General features: G+C 67.3%; 24 protein-coding genes. 17 read left to right on the top strand and 7 right to left on the bottom strand.

Annotated features, from left to right (window positions below; genetic code table 11):
* The 10 genes from R1101_RS0101035 to R1101_RS0100990 all read left to right on the top strand — a co-directional run.
* Nucleotides 1-1,923 (top strand): CaiB/BaiF CoA-transferase family protein (locus R1101_RS0101035; RefSeq protein ID WP_016931633.1); only part of this gene is annotated, 1,923 nt, incomplete at its 5' end.
* Nucleotides 1,924-1,925: 2 nt separating this feature from the next.
* Nucleotides 1,926-3,185 (top strand): acyl-CoA dehydrogenase family protein, encoded by a 1,260-nt coding sequence (locus R1101_RS25620; protein WP_037221872.1) that lies wholly within the window; start codon nt 1,926-1,928, stop codon nt 3,183-3,185.
* Between the two features lie 38 nt (nt 3,186-3,223).
* Nucleotides 3,224-4,327: an acyl-CoA dehydrogenase family protein gene (locus tag R1101_RS0101025; RefSeq protein ID WP_016931631.1), complete on the top strand. Its 1,104-nt coding sequence runs from the start codon at nt 3,224-3,226 to the stop codon at nt 4,325-4,327.
* A 22-nt stretch (nt 4,328-4,349) separates the two neighbouring features.
* Nucleotides 4,350-5,135: an SDR family NAD(P)-dependent oxidoreductase gene (locus R1101_RS0101020; protein ID WP_026002752.1), complete on the top strand. Its 786-nt coding sequence runs from the start codon at nt 4,350-4,352 to the stop codon at nt 5,133-5,135.
* A 154-nt stretch (nt 5,136-5,289) separates the two neighbouring features.
* Nucleotides 5,290-6,579, top strand: a complete 1,290-nt coding sequence (gene dctP, locus R1101_RS0101015; protein WP_016931629.1) for a TRAP transporter substrate-binding protein DctP — start codon at nt 5,290-5,292, stop codon at nt 6,577-6,579.
* Between the two features lie 33 nt (nt 6,580-6,612).
* Complete coding sequence (locus R1101_RS0101010) at nt 6,613-7,500, top strand: DUF6282 family protein (protein WP_016931628.1); 888 nt, start codon at nt 6,613-6,615, stop codon at nt 7,498-7,500.
* 31 nt (nt 7,501-7,531) lie between these two features.
* Nucleotides 7,532-8,371, top strand: coding sequence for a mycofactocin-coupled SDR family oxidoreductase (locus tag R1101_RS0101005; protein WP_016931627.1), 840 nt, complete (start codon nt 7,532-7,534; stop codon nt 8,369-8,371).
* Between the two features lie 20 nt (nt 8,372-8,391).
* Nucleotides 8,392-9,150 (top strand): SDR family NAD(P)-dependent oxidoreductase, encoded by a 759-nt coding sequence (locus tag R1101_RS0101000; RefSeq protein WP_016931626.1) that lies wholly within the window; start codon nt 8,392-8,394, stop codon nt 9,148-9,150.
* 152 nt (nt 9,151-9,302) lie between these two features.
* Nucleotides 9,303-10,523, top strand: coding sequence for a CaiB/BaiF CoA transferase family protein (locus R1101_RS0100995; protein ID WP_016931625.1), 1,221 nt, complete (start codon nt 9,303-9,305; stop codon nt 10,521-10,523).
* A 202-nt stretch (nt 10,524-10,725) separates the two neighbouring features.
* Nucleotides 10,726-11,001 (top strand): WhiB family transcriptional regulator, encoded by a 276-nt coding sequence (locus tag R1101_RS0100990; protein WP_037221878.1) that lies wholly within the window; start codon nt 10,726-10,728, stop codon nt 10,999-11,001.
* A 2-nt stretch (nt 11,002-11,003) separates the two neighbouring features.
* On the opposite strand, the gene R1101_RS0100985 is transcribed toward R1101_RS0100990, so the two are convergent.
* On the bottom strand, nt 11,004-11,696 hold the full coding sequence (locus R1101_RS0100985) for an SDR family NAD(P)-dependent oxidoreductase (RefSeq protein ID WP_016931623.1): 693 nt from the start codon (nt 11,694-11,696) through the stop codon (nt 11,004-11,006).
* Nucleotides 11,697-11,810: 114 nt separating this feature from the next.
* On the opposite strand from R1101_RS0100985, the gene R1101_RS0100980 reads away from it, so the two are divergent.
* Genes R1101_RS0100980 through R1101_RS0100970 form a run of 3 tightly spaced genes read left to right on the top strand, consistent with a single transcriptional unit; the run spans nt 11,811 to nt 15,583 of the window.
* The gene (locus R1101_RS0100980; protein WP_016931622.1) at nt 11,811-12,524 is read left to right on the top strand and encodes a dienelactone hydrolase family protein; all 714 of its coding nucleotides are present in this window, start codon (nt 11,811-11,813) and stop codon (nt 12,522-12,524) included.
* A gap of 57 nt (nt 12,525-12,581) precedes the next feature.
* A complete protein-coding gene (locus R1101_RS0100975) occupies nt 12,582-14,516 on the top strand; it encodes a 2-oxoacid:acceptor oxidoreductase subunit alpha (protein WP_016931621.1) in 1,935 nt (644 codons plus the stop codon).
* The gene (locus R1101_RS0100970) at nt 14,513-15,583 is read left to right on the top strand and encodes a 2-oxoacid:ferredoxin oxidoreductase subunit beta (RefSeq protein WP_016931620.1); all 1,071 of its coding nucleotides are present in this window, start codon (nt 14,513-14,515) and stop codon (nt 15,581-15,583) included. Before R1101_RS0100975 ends, R1101_RS0100970 begins: the two co-directional genes overlap by 4 nt.
* A 75-nt stretch (nt 15,584-15,658) precedes the next feature.
* Here the strand turns inward: R1101_RS0100970 and R1101_RS0100965 are convergent, their stop codons facing one another.
* From R1101_RS0100965 to R1101_RS0100950, 4 genes are all read right to left on the bottom strand, one after another.
* Nucleotides 15,659-16,129: a hotdog fold domain-containing protein gene (locus R1101_RS0100965; RefSeq protein WP_016931619.1), complete on the bottom strand. Its 471-nt coding sequence runs from the start codon at nt 16,127-16,129 to the stop codon at nt 15,659-15,661.
* Between the two features lie 26 nt (nt 16,130-16,155).
* Entirely contained in the window at nt 16,156-16,785 is a 630-nt protein-coding gene (locus tag R1101_RS0100960; protein ID WP_016931618.1) for a TetR/AcrR family transcriptional regulator, read from the bottom strand.
* 113 nt (nt 16,786-16,898) lie between these two features.
* Nucleotides 16,899-18,293, bottom strand: coding sequence for an amidohydrolase family protein (locus tag R1101_RS0100955; protein WP_016931617.1), 1,395 nt, complete (start codon nt 18,291-18,293; stop codon nt 16,899-16,901).
* Complete coding sequence (locus tag R1101_RS0100950; protein ID WP_016931616.1) at nt 18,290-19,513, bottom strand: CoA transferase; 1,224 nt, start codon at nt 19,511-19,513, stop codon at nt 18,290-18,292. Before R1101_RS0100950 ends, R1101_RS0100955 begins: the two co-directional genes overlap by 4 nt.
* Before the next feature lie 58 nt (nt 19,514-19,571).
* Here R1101_RS0100950 and R1101_RS0100945 point away from each other — a divergent pair, with 58 nt between their 5' ends.
* Entirely contained in the window at nt 19,572-20,621 is a 1,050-nt protein-coding gene (locus R1101_RS0100945) for an enoyl-CoA hydratase/isomerase family protein (RefSeq protein WP_026002749.1), read from the top strand.
* A 43-nt stretch (nt 20,622-20,664) separates the two neighbouring features.
* Nucleotides 20,665-21,078, top strand: a complete 414-nt coding sequence (locus R1101_RS0100940; RefSeq protein WP_016931614.1) for a hypothetical protein — start codon at nt 20,665-20,667, stop codon at nt 21,076-21,078.
* A 69-nt stretch (nt 21,079-21,147) separates the two neighbouring features.
* Here R1101_RS0100940 and R1101_RS25615 read toward each other — a convergent pair whose 3' ends face one another.
* Together R1101_RS25615 and R1101_RS0100930 are read right to left on the bottom strand one after the other, a co-directional pair.
* Complete coding sequence (locus R1101_RS25615) at nt 21,148-22,215, bottom strand: MaoC family dehydratase (RefSeq protein ID WP_016931613.1); 1,068 nt, start codon at nt 22,213-22,215, stop codon at nt 21,148-21,150.
* Between the two features lie 5 nt (nt 22,216-22,220).
* Complete coding sequence (locus R1101_RS0100930; RefSeq protein WP_016931612.1) at nt 22,221-23,072, bottom strand: HpcH/HpaI aldolase/citrate lyase family protein; 852 nt, start codon at nt 23,070-23,072, stop codon at nt 22,221-22,223.
* Between the two features lie 240 nt (nt 23,073-23,312).
* Here R1101_RS0100930 and R1101_RS0100925 point away from each other — a divergent pair, with 240 nt between their 5' ends.
* Together R1101_RS0100925 and R1101_RS0100920 are read left to right on the top strand one after the other, a co-directional pair.
* Nucleotides 23,313-24,464, top strand: a complete 1,152-nt coding sequence (locus tag R1101_RS0100925; RefSeq protein WP_016931611.1) for an acyl-CoA dehydrogenase family protein — start codon at nt 23,313-23,315, stop codon at nt 24,462-24,464.
* Between the two features lie 26 nt (nt 24,465-24,490).
* A complete protein-coding gene (locus R1101_RS0100920) occupies nt 24,491-25,237 on the top strand; it encodes a GntR family transcriptional regulator (RefSeq protein WP_016931610.1) in 747 nt (248 codons plus the stop codon).
* The last annotated feature ends 16 nt before the right edge of the window (nt 25,238-25,253 follow it).

Raw genomic sequence — 25,253 nt, 5'->3', positions numbered from 1 at the left:
GGTCCGATCTTCATGGGCCACCCCACCGTTTCGTACGGCACCGCCTTCGTCACCACAATCGGAATCCTGTCCGCACTGCGCGCGCGCAAGTTCAACGGCACCGGTCAGAAACTCGACACCTCGCTCCTCGACGGCATGCTCGCGATCTCGTCGATGAACTGGTGGTGGAACGAGAAGGACATCTCGTACCTCGCCCGCAGCGGCAACCAGAAGGGCTTCGGCAGTAAGCGCCTCATCACCGACCCCTTCGAATGCGCCGACGGCAAGTGGCTGATTCCGCACACCGGAGGCCCCGGGGCCTACAAGCGCATGATGGACCTCCTCGGTTTCGGTGAGCAGACCCGGACGGTCGACGGCCCTGAGATGGCCGTGCCACTCGACGACGTCGAACTCGACATCGCGCGCAACAAGGTGCCGCAGGCGTTCAAGCAGCGCAATCGCGACGAGTGGCTCGAACTGCTGCACGCGGCCGACATCGCCGCGCTGCCTCTCAACCGTCCCGAGGACGTCTTCGAGGACGATCAGGTGCAGCATGCCGGTGTGGCCATCGAACTGCCCGACGACGAACACGGCACGATCCGGCAGATCGGCCCCGTGATCCGCTTCGAGAAGTCGGCACCGGCCGTTCCGGCACCCGCACCGAAGGTCGGTGAACACAACGCGCGCATAAGTGAGATCACCCGTTCGCAGCTGTGGGCACCGAGGCCCGAGCGCGACGAGACGGTGACCACCCCTCTGCAAGGCGTGCGGATCCTCGACTTCAGTTCGTACTTCGCCACCGGATTCGGCGCCCGGTTGCTGTCGGATCTCGGTGCCGAGGTCGTCAAGGTCGAGCCACTGATCGGCGACCAGATGCGTCCTCTCGGAGACCTTTTCGAGGGTGCGAACCGTGGAAAGCGCAACATCGCTCTCGACCTGCGCAGCCCCGAAGGCCAGGAGATCGCCCACCGGCTGGTGGCGGGCGCGGATGTCGTCATGCACAACTACCGTCCGGGTAAGGCCGAAAAGATCGGCCTCGGCTACGAGCAGCTGAAGCAGATCAATCCCGATCTGATCTACGCATACCTGCCCGGATTCGGCTCCACGGGGCCGAAATCCGGACTGAAGTCGTTTGCCCCGCTGGTCTCCGGCATGGTCGGACTGAACTTCGAAGGCGCCGGCAAGGGCAATGCGCCGATCCGCCGGGTCATCGGCAATGAGGATCTGTACAACGGATTTCTCGGCGCCGTCACCGTACTGCTGGCGCTGCACCATCGGCTCAACACGGGTCAGCCCCAGTACGTCGAGAGCCCGCAACTGCATTCGAGTCTGTTCGTTGTCGGGGAGCACTCCGCCACGCTCGACGGACGCGCCGTTCCCGCACATGAACTGGATGCCGAGCAGACCGGCTGGTCGCCGCTCTACCGTCTCTACCGCACCTCCGACGGCTGGATCGCCATCGCGGTCTTCGGAGACGCCGCGTTCACCCGTCTCGCGGAGGCCTTCGGACACTCGACTCTGACGACCGACGCGCGTTTCGGCACGGAGGCCGGTCGCACCGCCCATGCGGACGACCTCGCGGCGATTCTGTCGTCGGTGTTCGCCGAACTCGACAGCGCCGCCGCATTCAAATTGCTCGACGAGAGCGATGTACCCGCAGAGATCCCGCTCGACTACCCGATCATGCCGGAGCTGCTGTGGGAGGAATGGGCTCTCGAATCGGGCCGCGTCGTCGAACATCATCACGCCGAGTACGGCTGGTGCAGGGAGGTCGGCATGGTTATGCACCTGTCCGACACCCCCGGCCGTTTCAAGGGCGGTAGCCCCGCCCTCGGTGAACACTCCGCCCGAATCCTGGCCGAACTCGGGTACAGCCCCGAGGAGGTCGACGCACTCATGGCGTCCGTGTGTGCGCTGCCCACGGCCGCAGCGAAGGAAGACTGATCATGGACATCACCTATCCGAAGGAAGCCGAGGAGTATCGGACATCCCTCCGGGCACTCCTCGAGTCGAACCTCCCGGACGATTGGAAGGGAATCGGATCGCTTCCCGACGCCGAACAGGAGGAGTTTCTCCGCTCGTGGCGAAAGGTGCTCTACGACAACGATCTCCTCGCAGTCTCGCTGCCCCGTGAATACGGTGGTGGTGGGCTCTCCGATCTCGAGCAGGTCGTGCTCAACGAGGAACTGATGCGTCTCGGCGTGCCCGAGGGCACGGAGAACGACACGCTCGGTATCAAGCTGCTGTGCAACACCCTGGCCGTTCTGGGCACCGAGGAACAGAAGGCATACTTCATCCCTCGCACCCTGACCGGGGAGATCGTCTGGTGCCAGGGGTACTCCGAACCCGAAGCCGGCTCGGATCTCGCCGGCATGCGCACGCGCGCCGTGCTCGACGGTGACGAGTGGGTCATCAACGGCCAGAAGACGTGGACATCCGCCGGCAGCAACGCCAACTGGATCTTCGCGATCTGCCGTACCGACCCCACCGTCGCAAAGCACAAGGGACTGTCGTTCCTGCTCGTTCCGATGGATCAGCCCGGCGTCGAAGTCCGCCCGATTCTCAATGCTGCGGGTTACACCGCCTTCAACGAGGTGTTCTTCACCGATGCACGTACCGCTGCTGAGAACGTCCTCGGTGAGGTGAACGGTGGATGGCACACGGCCAACACGCTTCTCGGATTCGAGCGGGGCGTGCGGGCGACGACCGACGCTGTGCGTTTCGGTCGCGAGGTGGACCGCCTGATCGAACTTGCGCGCGAGCGCGGATTGACGGACGACCCGCACATCCGCAGCGAACTCGCCTGGTGCTGGCAGCGTGTGCAGACGATGCGCTTCCGGGGATACCGGGCGCTGACGAAACTTCTCGAAGGGGGCCGGCCCGGTACCGATGGTTCGTTCTCGAAGATCTACTGGGCGGAATTCTTCCAGCGTTACACCGAGATCGGACTCGAGATCCTCGGACTCGAGGCGTTGACCCCCGAGGGGCAGGGCAACAACGGCATTCTCGTGACCCCACAACCCGGCACCGAGAACTCATCGCGTTGCTGGGACGACATCGCCCTCTACGCGCGCGCAGCCACGATCTACGGCGGCAGCTCCCAGATCCAGCGCAACATCATCGGTGAACAGTTGCTGGGACTTCCCCGGGAACCACGGCTCGACAGTGGGCCGTTCCAGGACATCGGGCGTCGCAAGAGCGCCTGACCTCAGCTCTCGCCGCCAGGCGGCAGAACGGAACCAACGTGTACTTCGAATTCGACGAGGATCAAGAGGAATTCCGGGCGTCGTTGCGACGGCTCCTGGCCGAACGCGCACCGATGACCCGGGTCCGGGAGATCGCTTCGGTCCGCGGATACGACGAGGCGACATGGCAGTTGCTCACCCGCGACATGGGAGTTCCCGGACTCCACATCTCCGAAGACCTCGGAGGAGGCGGCTTCAGCTTCCTCGAAACAGCCTTGGTGGCACAGGAACTGGGGCGCGCACTGACGCCGGTTCCGTTCGTCACGGTGGTCGGAGCCATGGAGGCGATCTGCAGGCTCGGATCGGCCGAGCAACGCGAGCGGCTCGTTCCGTGCCTGGCGAACGGGAGCGTCATCGGCGCCCTGGCCCTGCCCGGCAACCGGGAACTCGAGGCCGATGCCGCGACAGTGCGTGCATCGGGCGACGGTAGCGCCGTGCGGCTCACCGGCCGGCTCGACTACGTGGCGTTCGGTCACATCGCCGACCTGCTCGTGGTGCCTGCGCTCGGTCCCGATGGGGATGCCGTCGGGCTGTACGTGGTCGAGTCGTCCGCGGCCGGTGTGGAGGTCGAGGTGCGCGAGTCGTTGGACCTGACTCGGCCGCTCGCCACCGTCGTGCTCTCGGACGTGGCTGCGCAGCCGCTCGGGGCTGATCGGGACCGGATCGGGAGGGTCGTCGACATCGTCCGGATCCTTCTCGGCAACGAGGCGGTCGGTGCTTCGCAGGCCACCCTCGACATGGCGGTCGAGTACGCGAAACAGCGCGTGCAGTTCAACAGGCCGATCGGGTCGTTCCAGGCGATCAAGCACAAGTGCGCCGACATGGCCATCGCGATCGATTCGGCCGAGGCGACGGTGATGTACGCGTCGATGTGCGCAGCCGACGATTCCGCGGATCTGCGGGCAGCGGCTCTGATGGCCAAGGCGCAAGGCTCCGAATGTCTCACGCTGTGCGCGTCGCAGAACATCCAGGTGCACGGTGGTATCGGCTTCACGTGGGAGGCCGACCCGCACCTGTACTTCCGCCGCGCGAAGGCGATAGAGCCGCTCTTCGGAAATGCGGTGCACCACAACACCATGCTGGCCGACGTCGTCGGTATCTGAGATTTCGAACGGAGTCGGAACGATGACGACAACGATGCGTCGCCTGGACGGTGAGGTAGCTCTGGTGACCGGGGGAGGGTCCGGGATCGGGGCGGCGTCGGTCCTGCGATTGGCTCAGGAGGGTGCGGCGGTCGCCGTGATCGACGTGCACGGGGACGCGGCCGAGGCGACGGCCGCGGCGGTGCGCGACAGCGGTGGTAGCGCCGTCGCGTTCGCCGCGGACGTACGGGACGACGCGGCGATGGACGACATCGTTGCGCAGGCGGTGTCGCAGCTCGGTGAGATCGGTGTGGTGTTCACGGCCGCCGGCGTCAGCGGTGCGCGTCTCGACAGCCACGAGGTCTCCCGTGAGGATTGGTACGGCGTGCTCGACATCAATCTCTCGGGCACGTTCTTCACCATTCGAAGTGCTCTTCCGTCCCTGCTGCGACGCGGTGGTGGATCGATCGTGACCTGCGGGTCGACCTCGTCGTTCGTCGCGACTCAGGGCGGTCTGGCTCCGTACCGTGCGTCCAAGGGCGGGGTCAAGATGCTGACCCAGACCCTGGCGGTGGAGTATGCGCCGCACGGTATCCGGGTCAACAGTGTGTGCCCGGGCGCGGTGCGTACGAATCTGAGCAGTAATACGGCGGCGATCGTTCCCACGACCGGTACGGTGCGGAATCCGTCGAAGCCGCTGAGCGTTCCGCTGGGGCGCTACGGGGAGCCCGAGGAGATCGCGTCGGTCGTCGCATTCCTCGCGTCTTCCGATGCGTCCTACGTAACCGGACAGGCGATTCTCGTAGACGGTGGAGTCACTGCGGGATAGCGCAGCACGGTGGTCTTTTCGTCGTCGGCTCCGAGCCTTGACACACCAATAATTCAGGCGCATGATTAGCATATAACCGTGAGGTGAATCACTCCGGCCGAGGTGACAATCGGCAGCGGCACGTTCTCGCGGTCATCCCGATGAAGGAGTCTCAGTGACAATATTCTCCAAGGCGCGCGTGATCCCCCGCGCCGGTGTCCTCGTAGCAGCGAGCGCGCTCCTGCTGGCCGGCTGCGCGGAATCGTCCTCCGGTGGCGCCGGAGGCAACGGCGGCGGCGAGGGCGTCGAGTACGGCGCGACCATGGAGCAGTATCAGGCAGCATTCGAAGACGTGGACCCCATCGTCCTGAACACCCAGTCGCCCAGCACGAAGGGATCCACCGGGGGAGCATTCCTCGACGCCTACACCCAGGCCGTCGAAGAATGGTCCGGCGGCAAGATCACCTTCGACATCGCGTATTCCGACGCCATCGCGAAGTCCACCGAGATCGACAATGCGGTGGTCGACGGTCGCCTCGATATCGGCCAGGTTCTCGCGGTCTACGAGCCGCAGGAATTCCCGGCAACGTCCGCCCTGCTCGACGCCAGCGTCCTGTCGGATCAGAGCGTTGTGACCGGCGCGCTCCAGTCCAACGCGTGGCCCGCAGAAGTTGCCCTCTCGACCCCGGAAATCGTCTCGGAATTCGAGAACAAGGGCCTCAAGCTCATGCTCCCCGCCTACAACGCCGGAATGAACGCGCTGTTCTGCTCCGAGCCCAGAACGTCGCTGCCCGACTACGCGGGCCGCAGCGTCTCGGTCGGTAGCACCGCAGGCAACCAGCAGGTGTCGGCACTGGGATCGACCCCGACCTCGGTTGCGTACACCGAGGCGTACGAAGCGCTCCAGCGTGGCGTCATCGACTGCTCGATGCTCAGCCCTGCCGCAGCGCAGATCGGTGGCATCATCGAGGTTGCTCCACAGACGGTCATCGATCCCGATGCGGGCCTTGCGGTTCCGACCGGCAACATGGTGATGAACCTCGACGTGTGGGAGTCGCTGCCGCTCGTCGCGCAGCAGCTGATGTGGGATCGCCTCGACGCCTTCGTCACCGGCAGCATCCAGGGCAAGATCTGGCCCGTGACCGTCGAATCCGTTCGTGAGATCCAGCAGTACGGCGGCACGATCAAGCCGTTCGACGACGACGCACGTAAGTCGGTGCAGGATGCCAACGATCGAATCGTCGATGCGATCGCCGGCAACACCGGTATCGACGACGGTGATGCCTTCGTGACCACCATCCGTGAGAGCGCGGACAAGTGGAGCGCCATCGTCGAAGAACTCGGATACACCAACGAGACCGACTACAACGGCTTCGCCGACTGGTACAGCCCCGAGAAGCTCGACATCGAGCCGTACGTCCAGCGGGTCTACGAGGAGATCTTCCTCCAGTACCGCCCGTCCTGACCGAATCCGCGAGCCGAGACCGAAGGAAGTCGTATGAGCGAACGCCACTCGGGCACAGCGCCTGTCGCGCTCGACGGTGCCATCGACATGCATTGTCACTTCGGGCCCGAACCGCTCGTGGAGATGGCCGCCAAGGCTCCCCACAGCGTCGACCCCGTCGAAGCTGCACGGGAGGCCGCGCAACACGGAATGCGTGGACTGGTGCTCAAGGCGCACGAGTTCCCCTCCACCGTGGCCGCGCACCTCGCCAACGCGGCTGTGCCGGAAGTGCAGTCGATCGCCGGCATCTGTCTCGACCATCCGGTGGGAGGATTGAACCCGCACGCCGTCGAATGTGCGCTGCGTGCGGGAGCGAAGGTGGTGTGGCTGCCCACGCTGTCTTCACAACAGGATGCTCCCGCCAAGGTCAAGGCCTTCTTCGGGGAGAAGGAGGAGGGCATCCACGTCGTCGACGCAGACGGTGAACTCGTGCCGGAAGTACGTACGATCCTCGACCTGATCTCCGAATACGACGCGGTGCTGGCAACCGGTCACATCTCCACCGCCGAACACTTCGCCGTGGCCCGCACCTACGCGAGTCGCGGACGCGTGCTGGTTACGCACGCCATGCACGCCACGACCGGCCCGCACCTGACCGAGCAGGAGGTCGTCGAACTCGCCGACCTCGGTGCGAGCATCGAATTCGCTGCGCACACGTGCATGGGGGAGCCGTCGACCTTCTCGAACGTGATCTCGGCGCTGCGCCGACTCGACCCCGGCCGGGTCGTGCTGTCCACGGACTACGGCTGGAGCACGAAGATCCCGCATCCCGCGGCAGGGCTGCACTCCTACGTCAACGCCCTGTGGGACGAGGGGATCGAGGAAACCGACCTGCGCGTGATGACGTGCGACAACCCCGCGAGGCTATTGGGCCTGGCGTGACAAGTTACGACCGTACGAAGGAAGCTCTCCGATGACCGACACACAAGGACGGGTGGCCGGAAAGGTCGCCTTCATCACCGGTGCCGCACGGGGCCAAGGCCGTTCGCACGCAATACGGCTCGCGCGGGAAGGCGCCGACATCTACGCCACCGACGCGTGCGAGGACATCGCGTCGCTGACCTACGGCATGGCCACCGAAGCAGATTTCGCCGAAACCGCCCGGCTGGTCGAGGAGACCGGCCGTCGCATCATCACACGCAAGGTCGACGTCCGCGATCAGGCCGGTCTGGACGCTGCCGCCGCCGACTGCGTCGAGCAGTTCGGCCGCATCGACATCGTCAGCGCGAACGCGGGTGTCTGCGGCTGTCGCCCCACCGTCGAACTGACGGAGGACGAATGGCAGGACATGATCGATGTCAACCTCACCGGAGTGTGGAAGACGACCAAGGCGGTCATTCCGCAGATGCTGCTTACCGGCGGTGGGTCCATCGTGTTGACGAGTTCGGTCGTCACGTACAACGGTTCACGTAATGTGGGGCATTACAACGCATCCAAGCACGGTGTTGTCGGTCTCATGCAGACGCTCGCTGCGGAATACGGCGGACAGGGTATCCGCGTCAACGCGGTACATCCCGGCAATGTGGGGACCGACATGCTGTTCAGTGAATCGACCCTGCGGGTCTTCTGCCCGGACCTGGAGAACCCGACCATCGAGGATCTGCGCGAGCGGGCCCGTGGCCGCAACGTCATGGACACGGCATGGGTCGAACCCGAGGACATCACCAACGCAGTGCTGTGGCTGGCATCGGAGGAGGCCCGGTACGTCACGGGCATCTCGATTCCCGTCGACTGCGGTCTCCGTATCAGCTGATCAGCCGGAAGGAAGCAGACATGGGTGCACGCAACGAGGGACGTAAGGTTCTGGTCACCGGTGGTGCCGGCGGTATCGGTGCGGCAGCGGTTCGCCGCCTCGTCGAGGAAGGTGCTGCGGTCGCCATCCTCGATCTGGACGGTGCTGCGGCCGAAGCCCTCGCCGGAGAACTCCGCCGGTCGGGAGCTGTCGCGGTCGGGGTTGCCGCGGATGTATCCGATCCCGATTCCGTCGGGCCGGCCGTCGACGACGCTGCGGCACAGCTCGGTGGCCTCGACGGAGTCGTGACATGTGCCGGCATCGCGAAGTCGGCACTCGTCCACGAGATGACCGTGGAGGACTGGCATGCGGTCGTGGGAGTCAATCTCACCGGCTCGTTCCTCTCGGTGCGTGCTGCATTGCCGCACATGTTGAAGGCTCCGCGGTCGTCTGTGGTGACAATCGGATCCGTTGCCTCCGTCATCTCCGCGAACACCAACACCTGCAGCTACGATGCGTCGAAATCGGGTGTCCTCGGGTTGACGCGGTCGATCGCAGTCGGTTATGCCGACCGCGGGGTGCGGGCCAATGCATTGTGTCCGGGCGTTGTGGACACCCCGCTCGCTCGGAAAGCGCGCCAGGAAGGTGGCGTCACGAGTACCGCTCTGGCACAGACACCGTTGAAGCGCCGCGCGGAGGTCGAGGAGATGGCGACGATCATCGGTTTCCTCATTTCCGACGAATCCTCGTATATGACGGGTTCGACCGTCGCAGCGGACGGTGGCCTGACAGCGCAGTAACAGCAATCCGTCTCGCCCTAGGGAGATACCGACCGAAGGCGTGCCTCGACCGTGTCCGAGCCCACCGAAGCATCGATCCGGTCGCGGAGTCCTCGCCTGGTAGACATACAGCGACGCCGGATGGGGAAACCGCGAACGCGAAAGGACATCAGGTGACGAGCGACCGAACCGATCGGACCGAGGTGGAGGTTTCTGCCGGCCTGCCGCTGGAGGGCATCACCGTGGTGAGCCTCGAACAGGCGGTTGCCGCGCCCCTCGCGACGCGCCATCTCGCAGACCTCGGAGCCCGTGTCGTCAAGGTCGAACGTGTCGGCGACGGCGACTTCGCGCGCGCCTACGACGGTGCTGTGCACGGCCTGGCCGCACACTTCGTCTGGCTCAACCGCGGCAAGGAATCGTTCGCGGTGGATCTCAAGGCTCCCGAGGGCATCGATGCGGTGAAGGCGCTGATCCGCGGTGCGGACGTCTTCTTGCAGAATCTCGCCCCCGGCGCGGTGGAGCGACTCGGGCTCGGCGCCGAGGACCTGCGTGCGGACCAACCGGAACTGGTGGTGGTCAACATGTCCGGTTACGGCACCGACGGGCCGATGCGCGACCGCAAGGCCTACGACATGCTCGTGCAGTCGGAGACCGGCCTGTGCTCGATCACCGGTACGCCCGAGACTGCGGTGAAGACGGGCATCCCCACCTCGGACATCGCCGCGGGCATGTATGCGCTCACCTCCATCCAGGCGGCGCTGTTGCGCCGGCACCGCACGGGCGTCGGCGCGACGATCGACGTGTCGATGTTCGACGCGACCGCCGAATGGCTCGGTTATCCGATGTACCTGCAGATGTATCAGGGGCGGCAGGTGCCGCGGATGGGTCTGTCGCACACATCGATCGCGCCGTACGACAAGTACCCCACCGCGGACGGGGAGATCCTCATCGGCGTCCAGAACGATCGGGGCTGGCGCACGCTCACCGAGGTCCTCGGCATTCCCGAGCGGGGCGACGATCCGCGCTTCACCACCAATCTCGAGCGGGTGCGTCACCGTGAGGAGGTCGATGCGCTGGTCGCTCGGGCCACCAAGCAGTTCACCAGCGCGGAGCTCGACGAGAAGCTCGCCGACGCCGGGGTACCGGCCGCGCAGCTGCGGGATCTGCGCGGGCTCATCGAACATCCTCAACTCGCGGCGCGCGACCGCTGGCGCGAGGTGCAGACGGAGGCGGGTCCGGTGCGCGGCATCCTGCCGCCGATGAACTTCCGCGACGTCGAATTGCCGATGGGCGCGGTGCCGGGGCTCGGTCAGCACACCGAGGCGGTGCTCGCCGATCTCGGCCTCACGGACGAGCAGATCGCGGGCCTGAAGAGGGCCGGCATCGTCGGCTGATCCGCTCCACGTCGGCTGCTCGTCAAATGTGCGGCCATAGCTTCCGGTGCTTATAGGTATCCGAAGCGACTGCCATCGCCGATTCTGATGGATCCGCACTGCTCAACGATTGACGATCCCCGCCGGGTATCGAAAAATGGCCGTACAAATACTCGTTCGACGAGTGCGGGTCGGCGATGGCCCGATGGGCAAGGAGGCGGCGATGTACGGATCCGGCGACCGCGACTGGGTGGTCGCGGCGCGGTGCCGCGGGGTGGACACGGCGATGTTCTTCCCTCGGCCCGAGGACGGCCGCGGTGCGGTACTCCGGGCCGAGCGGCACGCGAAGGAGGTCTGTCGCTCCTGCCCGGTGATCGACGCGTGCCTGACGCACGCCGTGCGTACCGGAGAGACGCACGGCGTGTGGGGTGGCATGAACTACGCCGAACGGCGAGCGTTCGAACGCGCGGTGAAACTCGGTCGTCTCCAGTCGGTCTGAGCTCAGCCGACGTTGGTGACGGGGATCAGGGCGCCGGTGATCGAGGCACCCGCATCGGAGATCAGGAACTCGATGACCTTCGCGATGTCGGCCGGTTTCGACCAGCGGCTCGTGTCGGCGTCGGGCATCGCGGCGCGATTGGCGGGGGTGTCGATGACGACGGGCAGCAGCGCGTTGACGCGGATGTGGTTGTCGCGGTACTCGAGTGCCATCGTCTCGACGAGCGCCGAGACCGCAGCCTTCGAGGCGATGTAGGACGCGCCGCCCGGGAACGGGCTGAGCGTCGCGGCGGTGGAGATACAGACGATCGATCCACCGCCGCGGCCGATCAGGTGGGGCAGTGCGGCCCGGCTGACGGAATAGGCGGTGCGCAGGTTGAGATCGAGCTGGGAGTCGAGCACCTCGATCGGAGTCTCGTGCACCCGCGGGCCGGACGTGAATCCGCCGACGAGGTTGACGACGCCGAACAGGGGCGCGTCGGGGTCGTCGCACGCCAGGTTCAGGGCGTCCCCGAGCTGCTGCTCGTCGGAGAGGTCGGCCTGCACGAGCCGCAGGTTCGGATGCGTGCCCACGCGCTCGAGCTCGTCGCGGACCAGCCACGGCACCACGACCCGCCATCCGGTGTCGAGGAGATGTTTCGTCACGGCGCTGCCGAGGCCGCCGGTGCCACCACTGACCAATACGGTGCGAGCCATGTGCCTGTATCCCTTTCGAGCGTGCCGTCTGTCGTGCCCCGAGAACCCGCCGCACGAGAGACGGCTTCGTACGAAGATCATGACGAACAATCGGAGGAAGAGGAAGGACGGTCGATGGACGACATCGAGGCGGAATTCGTTCACATCGCAGGCCTGCGTGCCTATCTGGCCAGGCCGCTCGGCGGTGCCACCGGAGGAATGCTGCTGCTGCCCATGATCACCGGCATCGACGCCCAGGTCCGCGAATATGCGCACGACATCGCCGGAACCGGCGTGACCGCACTCGTCTGGGACCCGTGGCACGGACCGAGCGCCGACGACACCTCGCGCGAGGCGCTCGCGGAGTCGATGCGTGGTCTCGACGACGAGAAGAGCCTCGAGGAGATGGCGACCCTGCTCGGCCACGCCTTCGGTGAACTCCGACTGGAGAAGGTCGGCGTGATCGGATGGTGCCTCGGCGGACGCCTCGCCCTCATCCTCGGCGCCCGCGACACGCGGGTCGCGAACGTGGTGGCCTACCACCCGTCGATCGCGGTGCCGCCCGCCCCGAATCACACGATCGACGCCGTCGAGCAGGCAGGTCGCGTCGCGGCACCCGTCATGGTGCTGCACGCCGGCGCCGACACGATCATGAGCGCCGAGACCTTCGCGAATCTGCAGGCGACGCTGCAGCAGCGCGAGACCGGCGCGACCCTCACGCACGTCTATCCGGGCGCCGAACACGGCTTCTCCTCCCGTGGCCGGCACGGCAATCCCGTCAATGCCGATGCCTACGCCGTGTCGTGGCCCCAGGCGCTGAGCTTCATCGGAAATACCGTCCGCTCCTGACGCGAATGGGCAGAATTTTCGGGAGAAACGGTTGCACATGGGCGCGTGAGGGCCACGATGGAGCGCATGGCGTCGAGCGCGAAACTCGAACAGGTCGTCATCCGTATCGCCGGCGACTCCGGCGACGGCATGCAACTCGCCGGTGACCGGTTCACCGCCGAGGCGGCCGCCTTCGGCAACGACCTGGCCACCCAGCCCAACTTCCCCGCCGAGATCCGCGCACCCCGGGGCACTCTTCCCGGAGTCTCGAGCTTCCAGATCCAGATCGCCGACCACGACATCCTCACCGCCGGGGACAGGCCGGACGTGCTGGTCGCGATGAACCCGGCGGCCTTCGAGGCCAACGTCGGCGACCTGCCCCGGGGTGGCACCGTCATCGTCGACAGCGACGAATTCACCGAACGGAACCTGAACAAGGCGGGTTACGATGCCGATCCGCTCGGCACCGACGCTGTGGAGCATCTGACCGTCCATGCCCTGCCCATGAGCACGCTCACCGCCGGTGCCGTCGAACCCGCCGGCGTCGGCAAGAAGGACGCGCAGCGCTCGAAGAACATGTTCGCGCTCGGTCTCCTGTCGTGGATGTACGGGCGTCCGATCGCACCGGTCGAGACGTTTCTCGAGCGCAAGTTCGCGTCGAAACCCGACATCGCGCACGCGAACGTCCTCGCGCTGCGTGCCGGATGGAACTACGGGGAGACCACCGAGGCGTTCGCCACGACCTACGAGGTGGCGCGCGCGTCGCTGCCGTCCGGGACATACCGGCAGATCACCGGCAACACCGCGCTCGCCTACGGTCTCGTCGCGGCGGGTCGCGCGGCGGGGATGGACGTCTTCCTCGGCACCTATCCGATCACCCCGGCCTCCGACATCCTCCACGAACTGAGCAAGCTCGGACGCTTCGGTGTGCACACCTTCCAGGCCGAGGACGAGATCGCAGGCATCGGTGCCGCGATCGGTGCGTCCTACGGCGGGGCGCTCGGCGTCACCAGCACCTCCGGTCCGGGAATCGCGCTGCAATCCGAGGCCATCGGCCTGGCGGTGATGACCGAACTGCCGCTGATCGTCGTCGACGTCCAGCGCGGCGGACCGTCCACGGGACTGCCGACGAAAACCGAACAGGCCGACCTGATGCAGGCGATGTTCGGGCGCAACGGCGAATCGCCCGTCGCGATCGTCGCCCCGCAATCGCCCGCCGACTGCTTCGACGCGGCGCTCGAGGCCGCGCGCATCGCGATCACCTACCGCACCCCGGTCATGGTGTTGTCCGACGGCGCGATCGCCAACGGATCCGAACCGTGGCGGATCCCCGAGATCGACGATCTGCCGCGCATCGACCCGCGCTTCGCACAGTCGCCGGAGGACGACGACCCCGGCTACCTGCCCTACGCCCGCTGTGCCGACACCCTCGCCCGCGACTGGGCGATTCCCGGAACCGCAGGTCGTGAGCACCGGATCGGCGGTCTCGAGAAGGCCGACGGAACGGGCGACATCTCGTACCACCACACCAACCACGAGTTGATGACCCGGCTGCGGGTCGCGCGGGTGGCCGGCATCGACGTCCCGGATCTCGGGGTCGACGACCCCACCGGTGACGCCGAGGTGCTGGTGCTCGGCTGGGGATCGTCGTACGGGCCGATCGGGGAGGCGGTGCGCCGTGCCCGACGGGCCGGGCACCGGGTGGCCCGAGCGCACCTACGTCATCTGGCGCCGATGCCGAAGAATCTCGGTGACGTGCTCGGCCGCTACCGGCGCGTGCTCGTCCCGGAGATGAACCTGGGTCAGCTGTCGTTCCTGCTGCGGTCGCGGTTCGACGCCGACATCCAGCCGGTGACGAAGGTATCGGGCATGGCGTTCCGCGCCGACGAGCTCCACGACGCCATCGAAGCCGAATTCGCCGGAACGCTCGCCGACACCGAACGATCCCGGACGCCGGCCGCGGTCGCCTCGTCGATGAAACTCGACCCCACAGCAGAGAGGGCACGAGCATGACCGGACTCGTCGGCCACGATCTCGGACTCCGCCCGCACATCGACGCGCTCGACGGTGTGCCCCGCACCGACGATCCGCAGAAGGCGAAGGACTTCACGTCCGATCAGGAGGTGCGGTGGTGTCCGGGCTGCGGCGACTACGTCATCCTCGCGACGGTGCGGAGTCTGCTTCCCGAATTGGGTGTCCGGCGTGAGAATCTCGTGTTCGTCTCCGGCATCGGATGCTCGTCGCGGTTCCCCTATTATCTCGACACCTACGGTGTGCACTCGATCCACGGACGCGCGCCGACGCTCGCGACCGGACTCGCGGTCACCCGCCCGGATCTGTCGGTCTGGGTCGTGACCGGCGACGGCGACGCCCTGTCGATCGGCGGCAACCACCTCGTCCACGCCTTACGCCGCAACGTGAACATGCGGATCCTGTTGTTCAACAACCGGATCTACGGACTCACCAAGGGCCAGTACTCGCCGACCTCGGAGGTCGGCAAGGTCACCAAGTCGTCGCCCTCGGGCTCGGTCGACGCTCCGTTCAACACCTTGTCGCTCGCACTCGGTGCCGAGGCGAGCTTCGTGGCACGCGCCCTGGATTCCGATCGTGCCGGTCTGACGGACGTGCTGCGCGCGGCGGCACACCACCGCGGTGCGGCTTTCGTCGAGATCCTGCAGGACTGCCCGATCTTCAACGACGGATCGTTCGACGTGCTGCGCAAGGACGAAGCACGGTCGCACCTCATCCCGCTGCGACACGGCGAACCCATCATCTTCGGAACCGACGACGAGCTGTGCGTCGTCAGAAGAGGTTTCGGCGTGCGGGTGGCGCAGCGCGCCGAGGTCGCCGCCGACGACATCGTCGTGCACGACGCGCACACCGACGACCCCGAGTACGCGTACGCACTGTCGCGCCTGTCGGACCAGGGCCTTCGCCACGTCGTCACGGGAATCGTGCGGCAGGTCGGGCGGACGACCTACGACGACGCCGAGCGCGCCCGGGTGCGGGCCGCGCAGGAGTCCGGCACCGCCGACCTGCAGCAGTTGCTGCGGGGTGACAACACGTGGACCGTGCCCTGAGGCCTGTATCCGCTACCGTCCTGGTCATCCGCTACGGCAATTGTTGTAGCGGATGACCGACGTTGTAGCGGATGTCTATCGGCGGGGTTTCGGCGAGACGTTCATGGTGATGCGCGCCGTGACGAAGACCTTGCCGTCGGCATCCGAGACATCCACGGGGACGACGAGTTCGGTGGGCTCGTCGGGGAAGTCCGGGACGTCGTCGAGCCGGGCGACGGCGGTGACGGCGGTGGTCGCCTTCGACTTGTACTCCACGGTCATCCCGACGGGGATCCAGCGGTGGGTGGCGGGGACGGTGGCGTCGGTCATCATGCCGCCGGCGATCTCGGCCATGTTGCACGACGCGATCGCGTGATAGGTGCCGAGGTGGTTGTGCACGCTGCGCCGATTCGGTGCGGTGACCCGGCACAGGCCCGGCCGCAGTTCGTGGATGAGGGGATGGATGCTGCGGAAGTAGGGCGCCTTGAAACACACTGCCTGGGTGAACAGCCAGTTCCCGAACGGCACGCGCTGCAGTCTGTTCCAGATGTCGAGGTTGGTCGTCATGACGGATGTCCTTGTCGGTCGGGTGATCAGCGTGGTGCCGGATCGGGTGGGGTGAGGGCGAGAACGGCTCGGACGGCCGCGGCGAGGCGGTCGCGCACGGCGGGAGTGGGGTCCCGTCGTCCCCGCAGGAGCAGGGCGGCGGGGAGCTCGACGACGCAGTCGCGGATCACCGCCACCGCTTCGCGATCGGCGCGGTCCCATACGCCGCGGGTGAGTCGAACGAACAGGGTCGTGAGTGCGTCGTCGAGGGCGTTCAATTGTGTGGCGACGTCGTTCGGGACGTCGCCGGAACCGAGGACGTCCGCGCGACGTACGGCGAGGAGGAAGTGTCCGGAGACGGGGTAGCGGATCGAATACTCGGCGGGCGCATCCGCAGCGGCGACGACGGCCTCGACTGCGTTCTGCGGCGCCGACCCGGTTGCGAGTGCGCGGTCGACGGCGTCTCGTTGCAGATCGAGGAAGCGCCGGGCCGCGCGCAGCCAGACGTGCCCCATCAGTCCTGCTCGCGACCCGAAGGCGTGGTAGATCGCGCCGTTGGACACCGACGTCGCCTCGGAGAGTGCCCGGACGGTGACGGCTGTGGGGCCGGACTCCACCGCGAGTGCTTCGGCTGCATCCATCAGTCGGTCCAGGTCGTGAGTGCGTGTGCGCGCCATGATCGAGACAATAACAGAGCGCGCGCTCTGGAATAACGAGACAGGTGGATCCGCTACCGCCCTGGTCATCCGCTACGGCAATTGTTGTAGCGGATGACCGACGTTGTAGCTGGTCAGGCGTGGTGGACGACGCGACCGGCGATGACGGTCGCGCGGACCATCTCTGCGGTGGGTGCTGCGAGGACGTCGACCAGGGGGCGGGCGAGCAGGACGAGATCGGCCGGCGCGCCGACCCGCACGCGACGGGCAGCGCCACCGGGGTCGTCGAGCGGGGCCAGATACCGGTCGAGGGCGGTCGCGGCGGGGATGCGTTCGTCCACTCCGACGACGTCACCGGTCGGGCACGCGCGGGAGGCCGCGGCGGAGATCACCGTCCACGGGTCGACCGGGCCGTAGGGGGCGTCGCTGGACAGCGCGACCGGCACGTCGCCGTCGAGGAGGCTTCGGCAGCGATAGAGGTCGGGCAGGTCGACGGCGGGCACGTCGCGGAGATAGGCGTCGCCGCGGTCGGCGAGGAAGCCGGGTTGGGTGACCACCTGCAGGCCCAGGCGCCGCAGGTCGTCGATCGACTCGACCGGGATGAGGGCGCCGTGCTCGATGCGGTCGCCGGGGACGGTGCCCACCTCGGTGAGGACGGCGAGCAGGATCGCGAACGCCTCGCGACTGACGCAGTGCACCGCCACCGCGCGACCCGCATCGTGGGCGCGGCGGATCGTCGTCGCGAAGTCGTCGAGGTCGGGAAGTCCGGAGTCGGCGAGCACGATCTTGTACGGGCCCGCGGCGAACGTCGCGAAGCCGCCGAAATCGAATGGTGCACCGAGAAGTCGGATGTGTTGCGGGATTGATCCGTCGACGTGCGAAGTGTGAAGGTGCTCGAGGGTCGACGGGGTGAGGTCGGGCGTCGCGTCGGTGAGGCCCGTGATGCCGTAGGACGCCAGTTCGGCACCCATAGCGGCGAGTGACGGTGGGCCGGAGTCGGGTAGCCGGTCGCGGAGCCACGTGTCGGCGCGCCACACCCGTCCTGTCGGTCGCCCCCTCTCGTCGCGTTCGACGCCGGGGTGATCAGCCGTTGCGAGTCCCGTGAGTGCGGCGGCGGTGGAGTTCAGGAACCACACTGCGCCGCTTCGATGTTGGATGCGCACGGGACGCTCGGCGTGCAGTGCGTCGAGAGAATTCAGATCCAACAGACCCGCAACATCTTCCGAGTACCCGACACCCCGGATCCATCCGCCGCCGGCCGCGGTTGCGAGTGCGCGGGCGAGGTCGTCGGCAGTGCGGACAGCAGGAGGACCGCAGCGGACCGACGCGCGGTCGGCCGTGAGGGCGTGCAGGTGGATGTGATGGTCGTGCAGGCCCGGAAGCAGTGCGCCTCCACGACCGTCGATGACGTCCGCAGACACGGGCACCGGCACGTCCGTCCCGAGTGCTGTGACGACTCCGTCGCGGATGAGGACATCGATTCCACCGACGCCGTCGACCTCGAGGTCGCGTACGACGAGGACGCTCACGGCCGGATGCCCAGATCGGCGAGTACTCGCTGGGTATCGCGCCCGGATTCGGCGACCTCACCGGAGATTTCACGCTTCTGCGGTTCGGCGACCGCAACGACACCGTCCGCTGTCTGCAGCACCCACTGCTCGCCGTCGCGGATGGCGGGTTGCGAGATGGTCGCGGGTTCGTCGAGAGTCGCCGCGACGACAGCGGACATCGAGATGTCCCAGAGCTTTCCGCGTCCGTCGGGTGGTGTCGACATGGCCAGAGCTGCGGCGGTGAGACCCGTGAGGGGATCGGCGATCGCATCGCCGACGAAGGCGGGACCCTCCGCGTCGTACGCGATCAATCCGGCGGAGGCGGCGATGTCGTCGCCGAAACCCACTCGGTGCGAATCCCGTCCGTGTGCGGTGATCGAGACCCACGTGGTGCCGTCGTCCACGGCCTTCGCAGCATCGAGTCCGAAACCGGCGAGCGCCCGCGGTCGCGACGCCTCGACCACGATGTCGGCCGCTGCCACCAGGTCCGCGAGTTCGCGTCGCTGTGTGGCATCGTTCGGGTCGAGCACGACGGATTCGTGCCCGCCGTGCAGGAGTCGGTAGAAGTCGGCATTGCCGCGACGCGCACCGTCCGGCCGCGACGGCGTCTCGACCTTGACGACGCGCGCACCGGCAAGACCGAGCAGGTGCGCACACAGCGGGCCGGCCCACAACGCACTGAAGTCGACGACGAGCAACCCGTCGACCGCGCGGGGTTCCACCGGCGTCAGGGGAGCAGCCACACCGTGGACGACCGGGCCCGCCGCGATCCCGAGCAGTTCGGCTCGCTCGGCGAGCTCCGCCCCGGTGTGTTCGACGAGCCAGTCAGCGACAGCGGGCCACGGATCGTCGGGGATCTCCGCGCTGATCAGGGCGCCGAGCAGGAGCGGGTCATCGGGACGCGCGCACGAGACCGACGCCCAGCCGTCGATCGTCGGCAACAGGCGACACGCACCTCCGGCGGAGACCGCTCCGCCGCGACGATGACCGGTGAACGCTGCGCGTTCGGACAGCAGACGCGCGCCGTCGACATCGACGACCCCACCGGAGGCGGTGGCGATCCACGCGGAGCGTTCGCGGGCGACGGTGGCGGCGCGGCCAGGAGGGAGCAGTGGGGGACCGTCGACTCTGCCGGTCAGAGAGGCAATTCCGCTGTGGGCCCAGTCGCGTGCCGGGTCTGCGGCGAGGTCGGTGGCCACGACCGTGATGTTACATTTCGTGCCGGATGGGGCCTGGCGGAGTACAAGGACGGACCACATGGATACGGCACGAGCGATGCTTGTCTCTGCTGCGGACCTGACGAACGGCGTGGCGGGAGAGCCCCTTCTCGGTGAGGGCGGTGCCGTGTCCCGGCCGATGGTCGTCGTCGACCTCGACGCAGGCGTTCCCCTGATCGAACGTGCCGTCGAACAGGCCGCACTGGCCGATCGGATCCTCGTCGGCCGCGCGACCCGCAAGATCCCCGCCGAGGTTCGTCCGTTGATCGACGCGCTCGACCTCACCTACGCGCCGGTCGCGCAATCCCGTGGCGTGGTGGAGACACCGGACCCGGATGCGAGCATCGCCGCCTTTGCCGAGGCGGTCGCCGCGAACCCGCAGGCCGCGCTGGTGGCACGGCAGGTCGTGCGGGCGTCGGAGACGCTCGCGGTGCCGGAAGCGATCGACGTGGAGTCGCTCGCCTACTCGACGCTGCAGGGCGGGCCAGAGTTCGCCGCGTGGCTCGCCGGACGCGGCCCGCGTCCCCTGCCGCCGCCCTCGGACGAACCGGTGCTGATCGCGCGCGACGGCGACCTCTTGCACATCACGCTCAACCGGTCCGAGCGCCGCAACGCCTACGGAACGGTGCTGCGCGACGCCCTGGTCGACGCATTGCGACTCGCGACCCTCGACGACAGCATCGAACGGGTGGTGCTCGACGGGGCGGGATCGTCGTTCTGCGCCGGCGGTGATCTCGACGAGTTCGGTCGCACGCCCGACATCACGCTCGCGCACTTCGTCCGCACACGCGGGGGAGCGGGGCGTCTCGTCGCGCAGCTCGCCGGTCGCATCGAGGTGCGGTTGCACGGTCACTGCATCGGCGCGGGGATCGAGATCCCGGCCTTCGCGGGACGGGTGGTCGCGACTCCCGACACGGTCTTCCGCCTCCCGGAGGTCTCGATGGGCCTCATCCCCGGGGCCGGGGGAACGGTCAGCATTCCGCGACGGATCGGCAGGTGGCGGTCGCTGCACCTGTTCGTCACGGCTGCGCCCCTCGACGTCTCCCGTGCACTCGACTGGGGATTGGTGGACGAAATCCGCAGCATGTGAACAAATTGTTGACAATGAGTTGTTCACACGCCATCCTGGGTTCATGCCCGAGGACGGCTTCACCCCACCGGATCCGAGTCGCGAACGTGCGCACCGCGAATATGCGGGGTTGTTCCGGATCGCCGAACGGCACGGCGGCACGCCCGAACAACGCGCCCGGCAGGCTCATCCGGAGATGCTCGACCCGCTGGGTGCGATCCGCATCGTCGCGGCGCTGGCCGGGGGCGTGCACAGTCCCGGTCCCGACGAACCCGACGTCGACGATGCCGACGTCGTCGCCGCGCTGGGCCTCGTCCCCAAGGCGCGCGCCGAGATGGACCAACTCGAGGCACTGATCCTCCGCGTCGCGCGCGAACGCGGGATGACCTGGCAGGAGATTGCGTTCGGCCTCGGCCTGGGAAGCATCCAGGCTGCCCGGCAGCGCTACGAGCGCCTCGTCAAACGCGTCGATGCGTAACGACGACGCCGACGTGGTGTGCGATTTCCCGGAGGATTTCGCGCACGACGTCGGTCTCCACTGTGGCCCTCAGGCCATGAGCGCGGTGAACCGCCAATCCAGCACCGGTGCCGGTTCGGCACCGCCGCGGTCACCATTCGCGGCACCGCCGCGGTCGCGATTCGCGGCACCGCCGCGGTCACCATTCGCGGCACCGCCGCGGTGCGCGTAGACGAGCGACCGCAGGTTCAACACGCCACCACCCTCCGCGAGGGGCTCGGCGGATTCGACGTACAGGTCGCTGGTGAGGGTGTCGCCCTCCTGCACCGGCCCGGTGTGGTCGCACGACTTCCAGCCCAGCACCGTCACGAGATTCGGCAGGGCGCGCGTTGCCTGGGAGAACGCCAGGCCGATGGTGTGTCCGCCGTACACGAGACGACCCGACGCGCCGACCCGCTCGTCGTGGTGCGTTGCCGCGATGTTGAGGCTCAGGCGCGCGAGTTCCGGTGCGCTCGAGACGACGTCGCCGCTGGACTGCAGCACGGCGCCGGCGAAGGCCTTGTCGAAGTGCTCGCCCGGCACCTTCGACCGGTAGACGCCCAGATCCCAGTCGGCGGGTGCCGACCACTGCGGCTCGTCCTGGGGTCCGATGGCCGACAGGTCGTCGGAGTACACGACGCGGTCGGGGTCGGGATTCTCGCTCAGCGGCAACATCGCGCAGCGGTAGAAGTCGAGGACGGTGTTGCCGTCCTGGTCGACGGTGTTCATGCGCAGCGCCGCAAGACCTGTGGGCTTCCGACCGGGCTTCGCCGAATTCTCTTTCAGGCCCACGACTTCCGTGCTCGTGTAGAGGGTGTCGCCGATGTGGGGGAAGCGATGGAAACGCAGGCCGCGGTAGAAGAGGTTGGCCTTGACGTGGTGCGTGACGAGCGTTGACTGGCCGATCGCGATGTCGGTGACGAAGCCGGCGTGCGCGACCGGGCCGCCCGCGACGGCGGCCGAGAGATGCTTGTCGAGCGGAAGGCGCAGGCGGTCACCGAGGATGCTCTGATGCGCTGCGGCGAGACCGTCGGTGAGTGTCACGGCGGGGGCGGTGTCGAATACCTGGCCGACGGTCAGTTCGTCGAAACAGGGTCCGCCCACGTACGAGGTGGTCATGGCGTTCAGGCTCCGATCTTCGACAGGGTGCGGCGGGCGGCGACGGCGACGGCCTCGTCGAGCATCTGCCCGTCGAACTGGGCGGCTCCGGCGCCGCGGTTCTCGGCTTCCTCGAGTGCGGCGAGGACCTTGCGTGCCGCGTCCACCTGATCGTCCGTGGGAGTGAAGGTCGCTGCGGCGGAAGTGATCTGCGCCGGATGAATGACCCACTTGCCGTCGAACCCGAGATCGGCGACCCACTGCGCCGAACGACGGAAGGCGTCGTCGTCGGCGATGCCGAGAAACGGCCCGTCGATGGCCTGGACGCCGGCGGCACGCGCGGCGTGCAACACGCGGTCCTGCACGTACAGCCAATGCTCGGGGGCGACGGTACGGGCGCGGCCCAAGGAGGCGCCGAGGTCGGCGTAGCCGATGATCACGCCGGCCACCCGGGGTCCGGCGACGATCTCGTCGATGCGCTGGACACCGGCGGGTGTCTCGATGAGGGCCTGCACCGGGACGGCCGAATCGGTCCCGAGGATGCGGTCGGCCTCGGCGAGATCGTCGGCGCTCTCGACCTTGGGGATCACGATCGAGGAGAGGGCGTCGCCGAGCGCGGCGCAGGCGCGCAGATCGTCCTCGAACCAGGGGGTGCCGCGACCGTTGATGCGGACGGAGACGGTGCGCGCGGCACCGTGTTCGCGGACCAGTGGAGCCACGAGTTCGCGGGCGGCGTCCTTCTGCGCGGTGGTGACGGCGTCCTCGAGGTCGAGGACGACCTCGTCGGCGGCGGAGGCGAGGGCCTTACCGGCTTTGCGTTCGTCGGAGCCGGGGGCGACGAGAACGGCGCGCCGGCGGAGGTGTTGCTCGGAAGACACGGGGACCTCGGGGAAGTTCGGTCGGCAATGACGGCGCTAAATGTACGGCCATTTTTGGTGCCATGCCACCCCTCGGGAGGGTGCGGTCATAGGAAGGTGCAGTCGTTCGTATCACCGAAAACTCTGCAATCACGGCGTCGAATGGTGGCCTTCGCGTTGACAACACCGGAACGTCGTCCACAAAATGGCCGTACAAAGTTTCCCGGGTCCGCGTGGCCCGTCCCCAGCGAAGGATCGCCCGTGAGCTACCTGAACGACGAAGAGACTTTTCTGGTCGAGACCGTCCGCGACTTCATCGATCGGGAGGTCAAGCCGTCGGTGCAGGAGGTTGAGCACGCAGGCGAGTACCCCGAGAAGTGGATCGAGCAGATGAAGCAGATCGGCATCTACGGGCTCGCCGTGCCGGAGGAGTACGGCGGATCGCCGGTGTCGATGCCCTGCTACGTCCAGGTCACCGAGGAACTCGCCCGCGGATGGATGTCGCTGTCGGGTGCGATGGGCGGGCACACCGTCGTCGCCAAGCTGCTGACCCTGTTCGGCACCGAGGAGCAGAAGAGCAAGTACCTGCCCCGGCTCGCCACCGGCGAGATCCGCGCGACGATGGCGCTCACGGAGCCCGGCGGCGGTTCGGACCTGCAGGCGATGACCACCACCGCCAAGCGGGACGGCGACGAACTGGTGATCAACGGTGCGAAGACGTGGATCACCAATGCGCGTCGCTCGGGGCTGATCGCGTTGTTGTGCAAGACCGACCCGACCGCGCAGCCGCGCCACAAGGGCATCTCCGTCGTGCTCGTCGAGCACGGTCCGGGATTGATCGTCTCGCGCGATTTGCCCAAGCTCGGCTACAAGGGCGTCGAATCGTGCGAGCTGAGCTTCGACAACTACCGCATCTCCGCCGACGCGATCCTCGGCGGTGAGCCCGGCAGGGGCTTCGCCCACATGATGAAGGGCCTCGAGACCGGTCGCCTGCAGGTCGCCTCCCGCGCCCTCGGTGTCGCAACCGCCGCGCTCGAGGATTCGCTCGCCTACGCGCAGCAGCGCGAGAGCTTCGGCCGGCCGATCTGGAAGCACCAGTCCATCGGCAACTACCTGGCGGAGATGGCCACCAAGCTCACCGCCGCCCGGCAGCTGGCGCGTTACGCGGCGGAGAAGTACGACAGCGGCGAGCGCTGCGACATGGAAGCCGGTATGGCCAAGCTGTACTGCTCGGAGATCGCGATGGAGATCGCCCTGAACGCGGTACGCATCCACGGCGGTTACGGCTACTCCACCGAGTACGACGTCGAGCGCTACTTCCGCGACGCGCCGCTGATGATCGTCGGCGAGGGCACCAACGAGATCCAGCGCAACGTCATCGCCGGCCAGCTCGTAGCACGCGGCGGACTGTGACGACCGGCCGCTAGGATCGGTCCGTCATGGACTACAAGGTGCGGGAAACGGAACCGGCCTACGCGCAACTCGCGCGCCAGCTCCGGGAGGCCGTCGAGGCGGGACGGTACAGCGACGGCACGCGGCTGCCCACCGAGGCCGAACTCGCCGAGGAACACGGCGTGAGCCGACAGACGGTGCGTCGCGCCTTCCAGGATCTCGTGGCCGACGGCATCGTCTACCGCGTTCCCGGCCGCGGCACCTTCGCGAACGAGTCGGGCCGGCGCTACCGGCGCCAGCTCGGCTCGATCGAGGATCTGCTCGCGTTGTCGGCCGACACGGTCATGCAGATCGTCTCGCCGCTGCGACGCGGAGTCGACATCGACGCCGCGAGCCGGCTGCGCCTCGACACCGACGTGCTGTACACCGCGGTGTTCAAGCGTCTGCACGACGGAATCCCGTTCGTCCTCACCACCGTTCATCTGCCCGAGCACGTCGCGGCACACGTGCTCGATTCGCCCGAGTTGCACGCGGGCGCGTCGAGCCGGAACACGATGATCGGCCTGCTCGAACCCCATCTCGACAGCCCGATCGTCGAAGCCGCACAGTCCATCACGGTCGCCCTCGCCACCGAACAGGTGGCGACGGAATTGAACTGTGCCGTGGGGCATCCGCTGCTGCGCGTCGACCGGTTGTACTCGGACGACGCCGGGGCCCTCACCGAGCTGTCGGTGAGTTACTTTCTGCCCGAGCACTACACCTACCGCGTCACCCTCCGGCGAGCCGGTCTCTGATCGTCGCCGCACATCG

It is taken from the genome of Rhodococcus sp. R1101 (genome assembly GCF_000278445.1).
In the GTDB taxonomy this organism is placed as follows: domain Bacteria; phylum Actinomycetota; class Actinomycetes; order Mycobacteriales; family Mycobacteriaceae; genus Rhodococcus; species Rhodococcus gordoniae.
This window is presented reverse-complemented; position numbering and strand designations above follow the sequence as displayed.

Bases quoted from the DNA above. Each gene is read 5' to 3' on its own strand.
- R1101_RS0100985 (WP_016931623.1), bottom strand. From the start codon at position 11,696: ATGGCTCGCACCGTATTGGTCAGTGGTGGCACCGGCGGCCTCGGCAGC.
- R1101_RS0101020 (WP_026002752.1), top strand. From the start codon at position 4,350: ATGACGACAACGATGCGTCGCCTGGACGGTGAGGTAGCTCTGGTGACC.
- R1101_RS0100980 (WP_016931622.1), top strand. From the start codon at position 11,811: ATGGACGACATCGAGGCGGAATTCGTTCACATCGCAGGCCTGCGTGCC.
- R1101_RS25620 (WP_037221872.1), top strand. From the start codon at position 1,926: ATGGACATCACCTATCCGAAGGAAGCCGAGGAGTATCGGACATCCCTC.
- R1101_RS0100940 (WP_016931614.1), top strand. From the start codon at position 20,665: ATGCCCGAGGACGGCTTCACCCCACCGGATCCGAGTCGCGAACGTGCG.
- R1101_RS0100945 (WP_026002749.1), top strand. From the start codon at position 19,572: ATGGATACGGCACGAGCGATGCTTGTCTCTGCTGCGGACCTGACGAAC.
- R1101_RS0100920 (WP_016931610.1), top strand. From the start codon at position 24,491: ATGGACTACAAGGTGCGGGAAACGGAACCGGCCTACGCGCAACTCGCG.
- R1101_RS0100975 (WP_016931621.1), top strand. From the start codon at position 12,582: ATGGAGCGCATGGCGTCGAGCGCGAAACTCGAACAGGTCGTCATCCGT.
- R1101_RS0101000 (WP_016931626.1), top strand. From the start codon at position 8,392: ATGGGTGCACGCAACGAGGGACGTAAGGTTCTGGTCACCGGTGGTGCC.
- R1101_RS25615 (WP_016931613.1), bottom strand. From the start codon at position 22,215: ATGACCACCTCGTACGTGGGCGGACCCTGTTTCGACGAACTGACCGTC.
- R1101_RS0100965 (WP_016931619.1), bottom strand. From the start codon at position 16,129: ATGACGACCAACCTCGACATCTGGAACAGACTGCAGCGCGTGCCGTTC.
- R1101_RS0100970 (WP_016931620.1), top strand. From the start codon at position 14,513: ATGACCGGACTCGTCGGCCACGATCTCGGACTCCGCCCGCACATCGAC.
- R1101_RS0101005 (WP_016931627.1), top strand. From the start codon at position 7,532: ATGACCGACACACAAGGACGGGTGGCCGGAAAGGTCGCCTTCATCACC.
- R1101_RS0101010 (WP_016931628.1), top strand. From the start codon at position 6,613: ATGAGCGAACGCCACTCGGGCACAGCGCCTGTCGCGCTCGACGGTGCC.
- R1101_RS0100960 (WP_016931618.1), bottom strand. From the start codon at position 16,785: ATGGCGCGCACACGCACTCACGACCTGGACCGACTGATGGATGCAGCC.
- R1101_RS0100990 (WP_037221878.1), top strand. From the start codon at position 10,726: ATGTACGGATCCGGCGACCGCGACTGGGTGGTCGCGGCGCGGTGCCGC.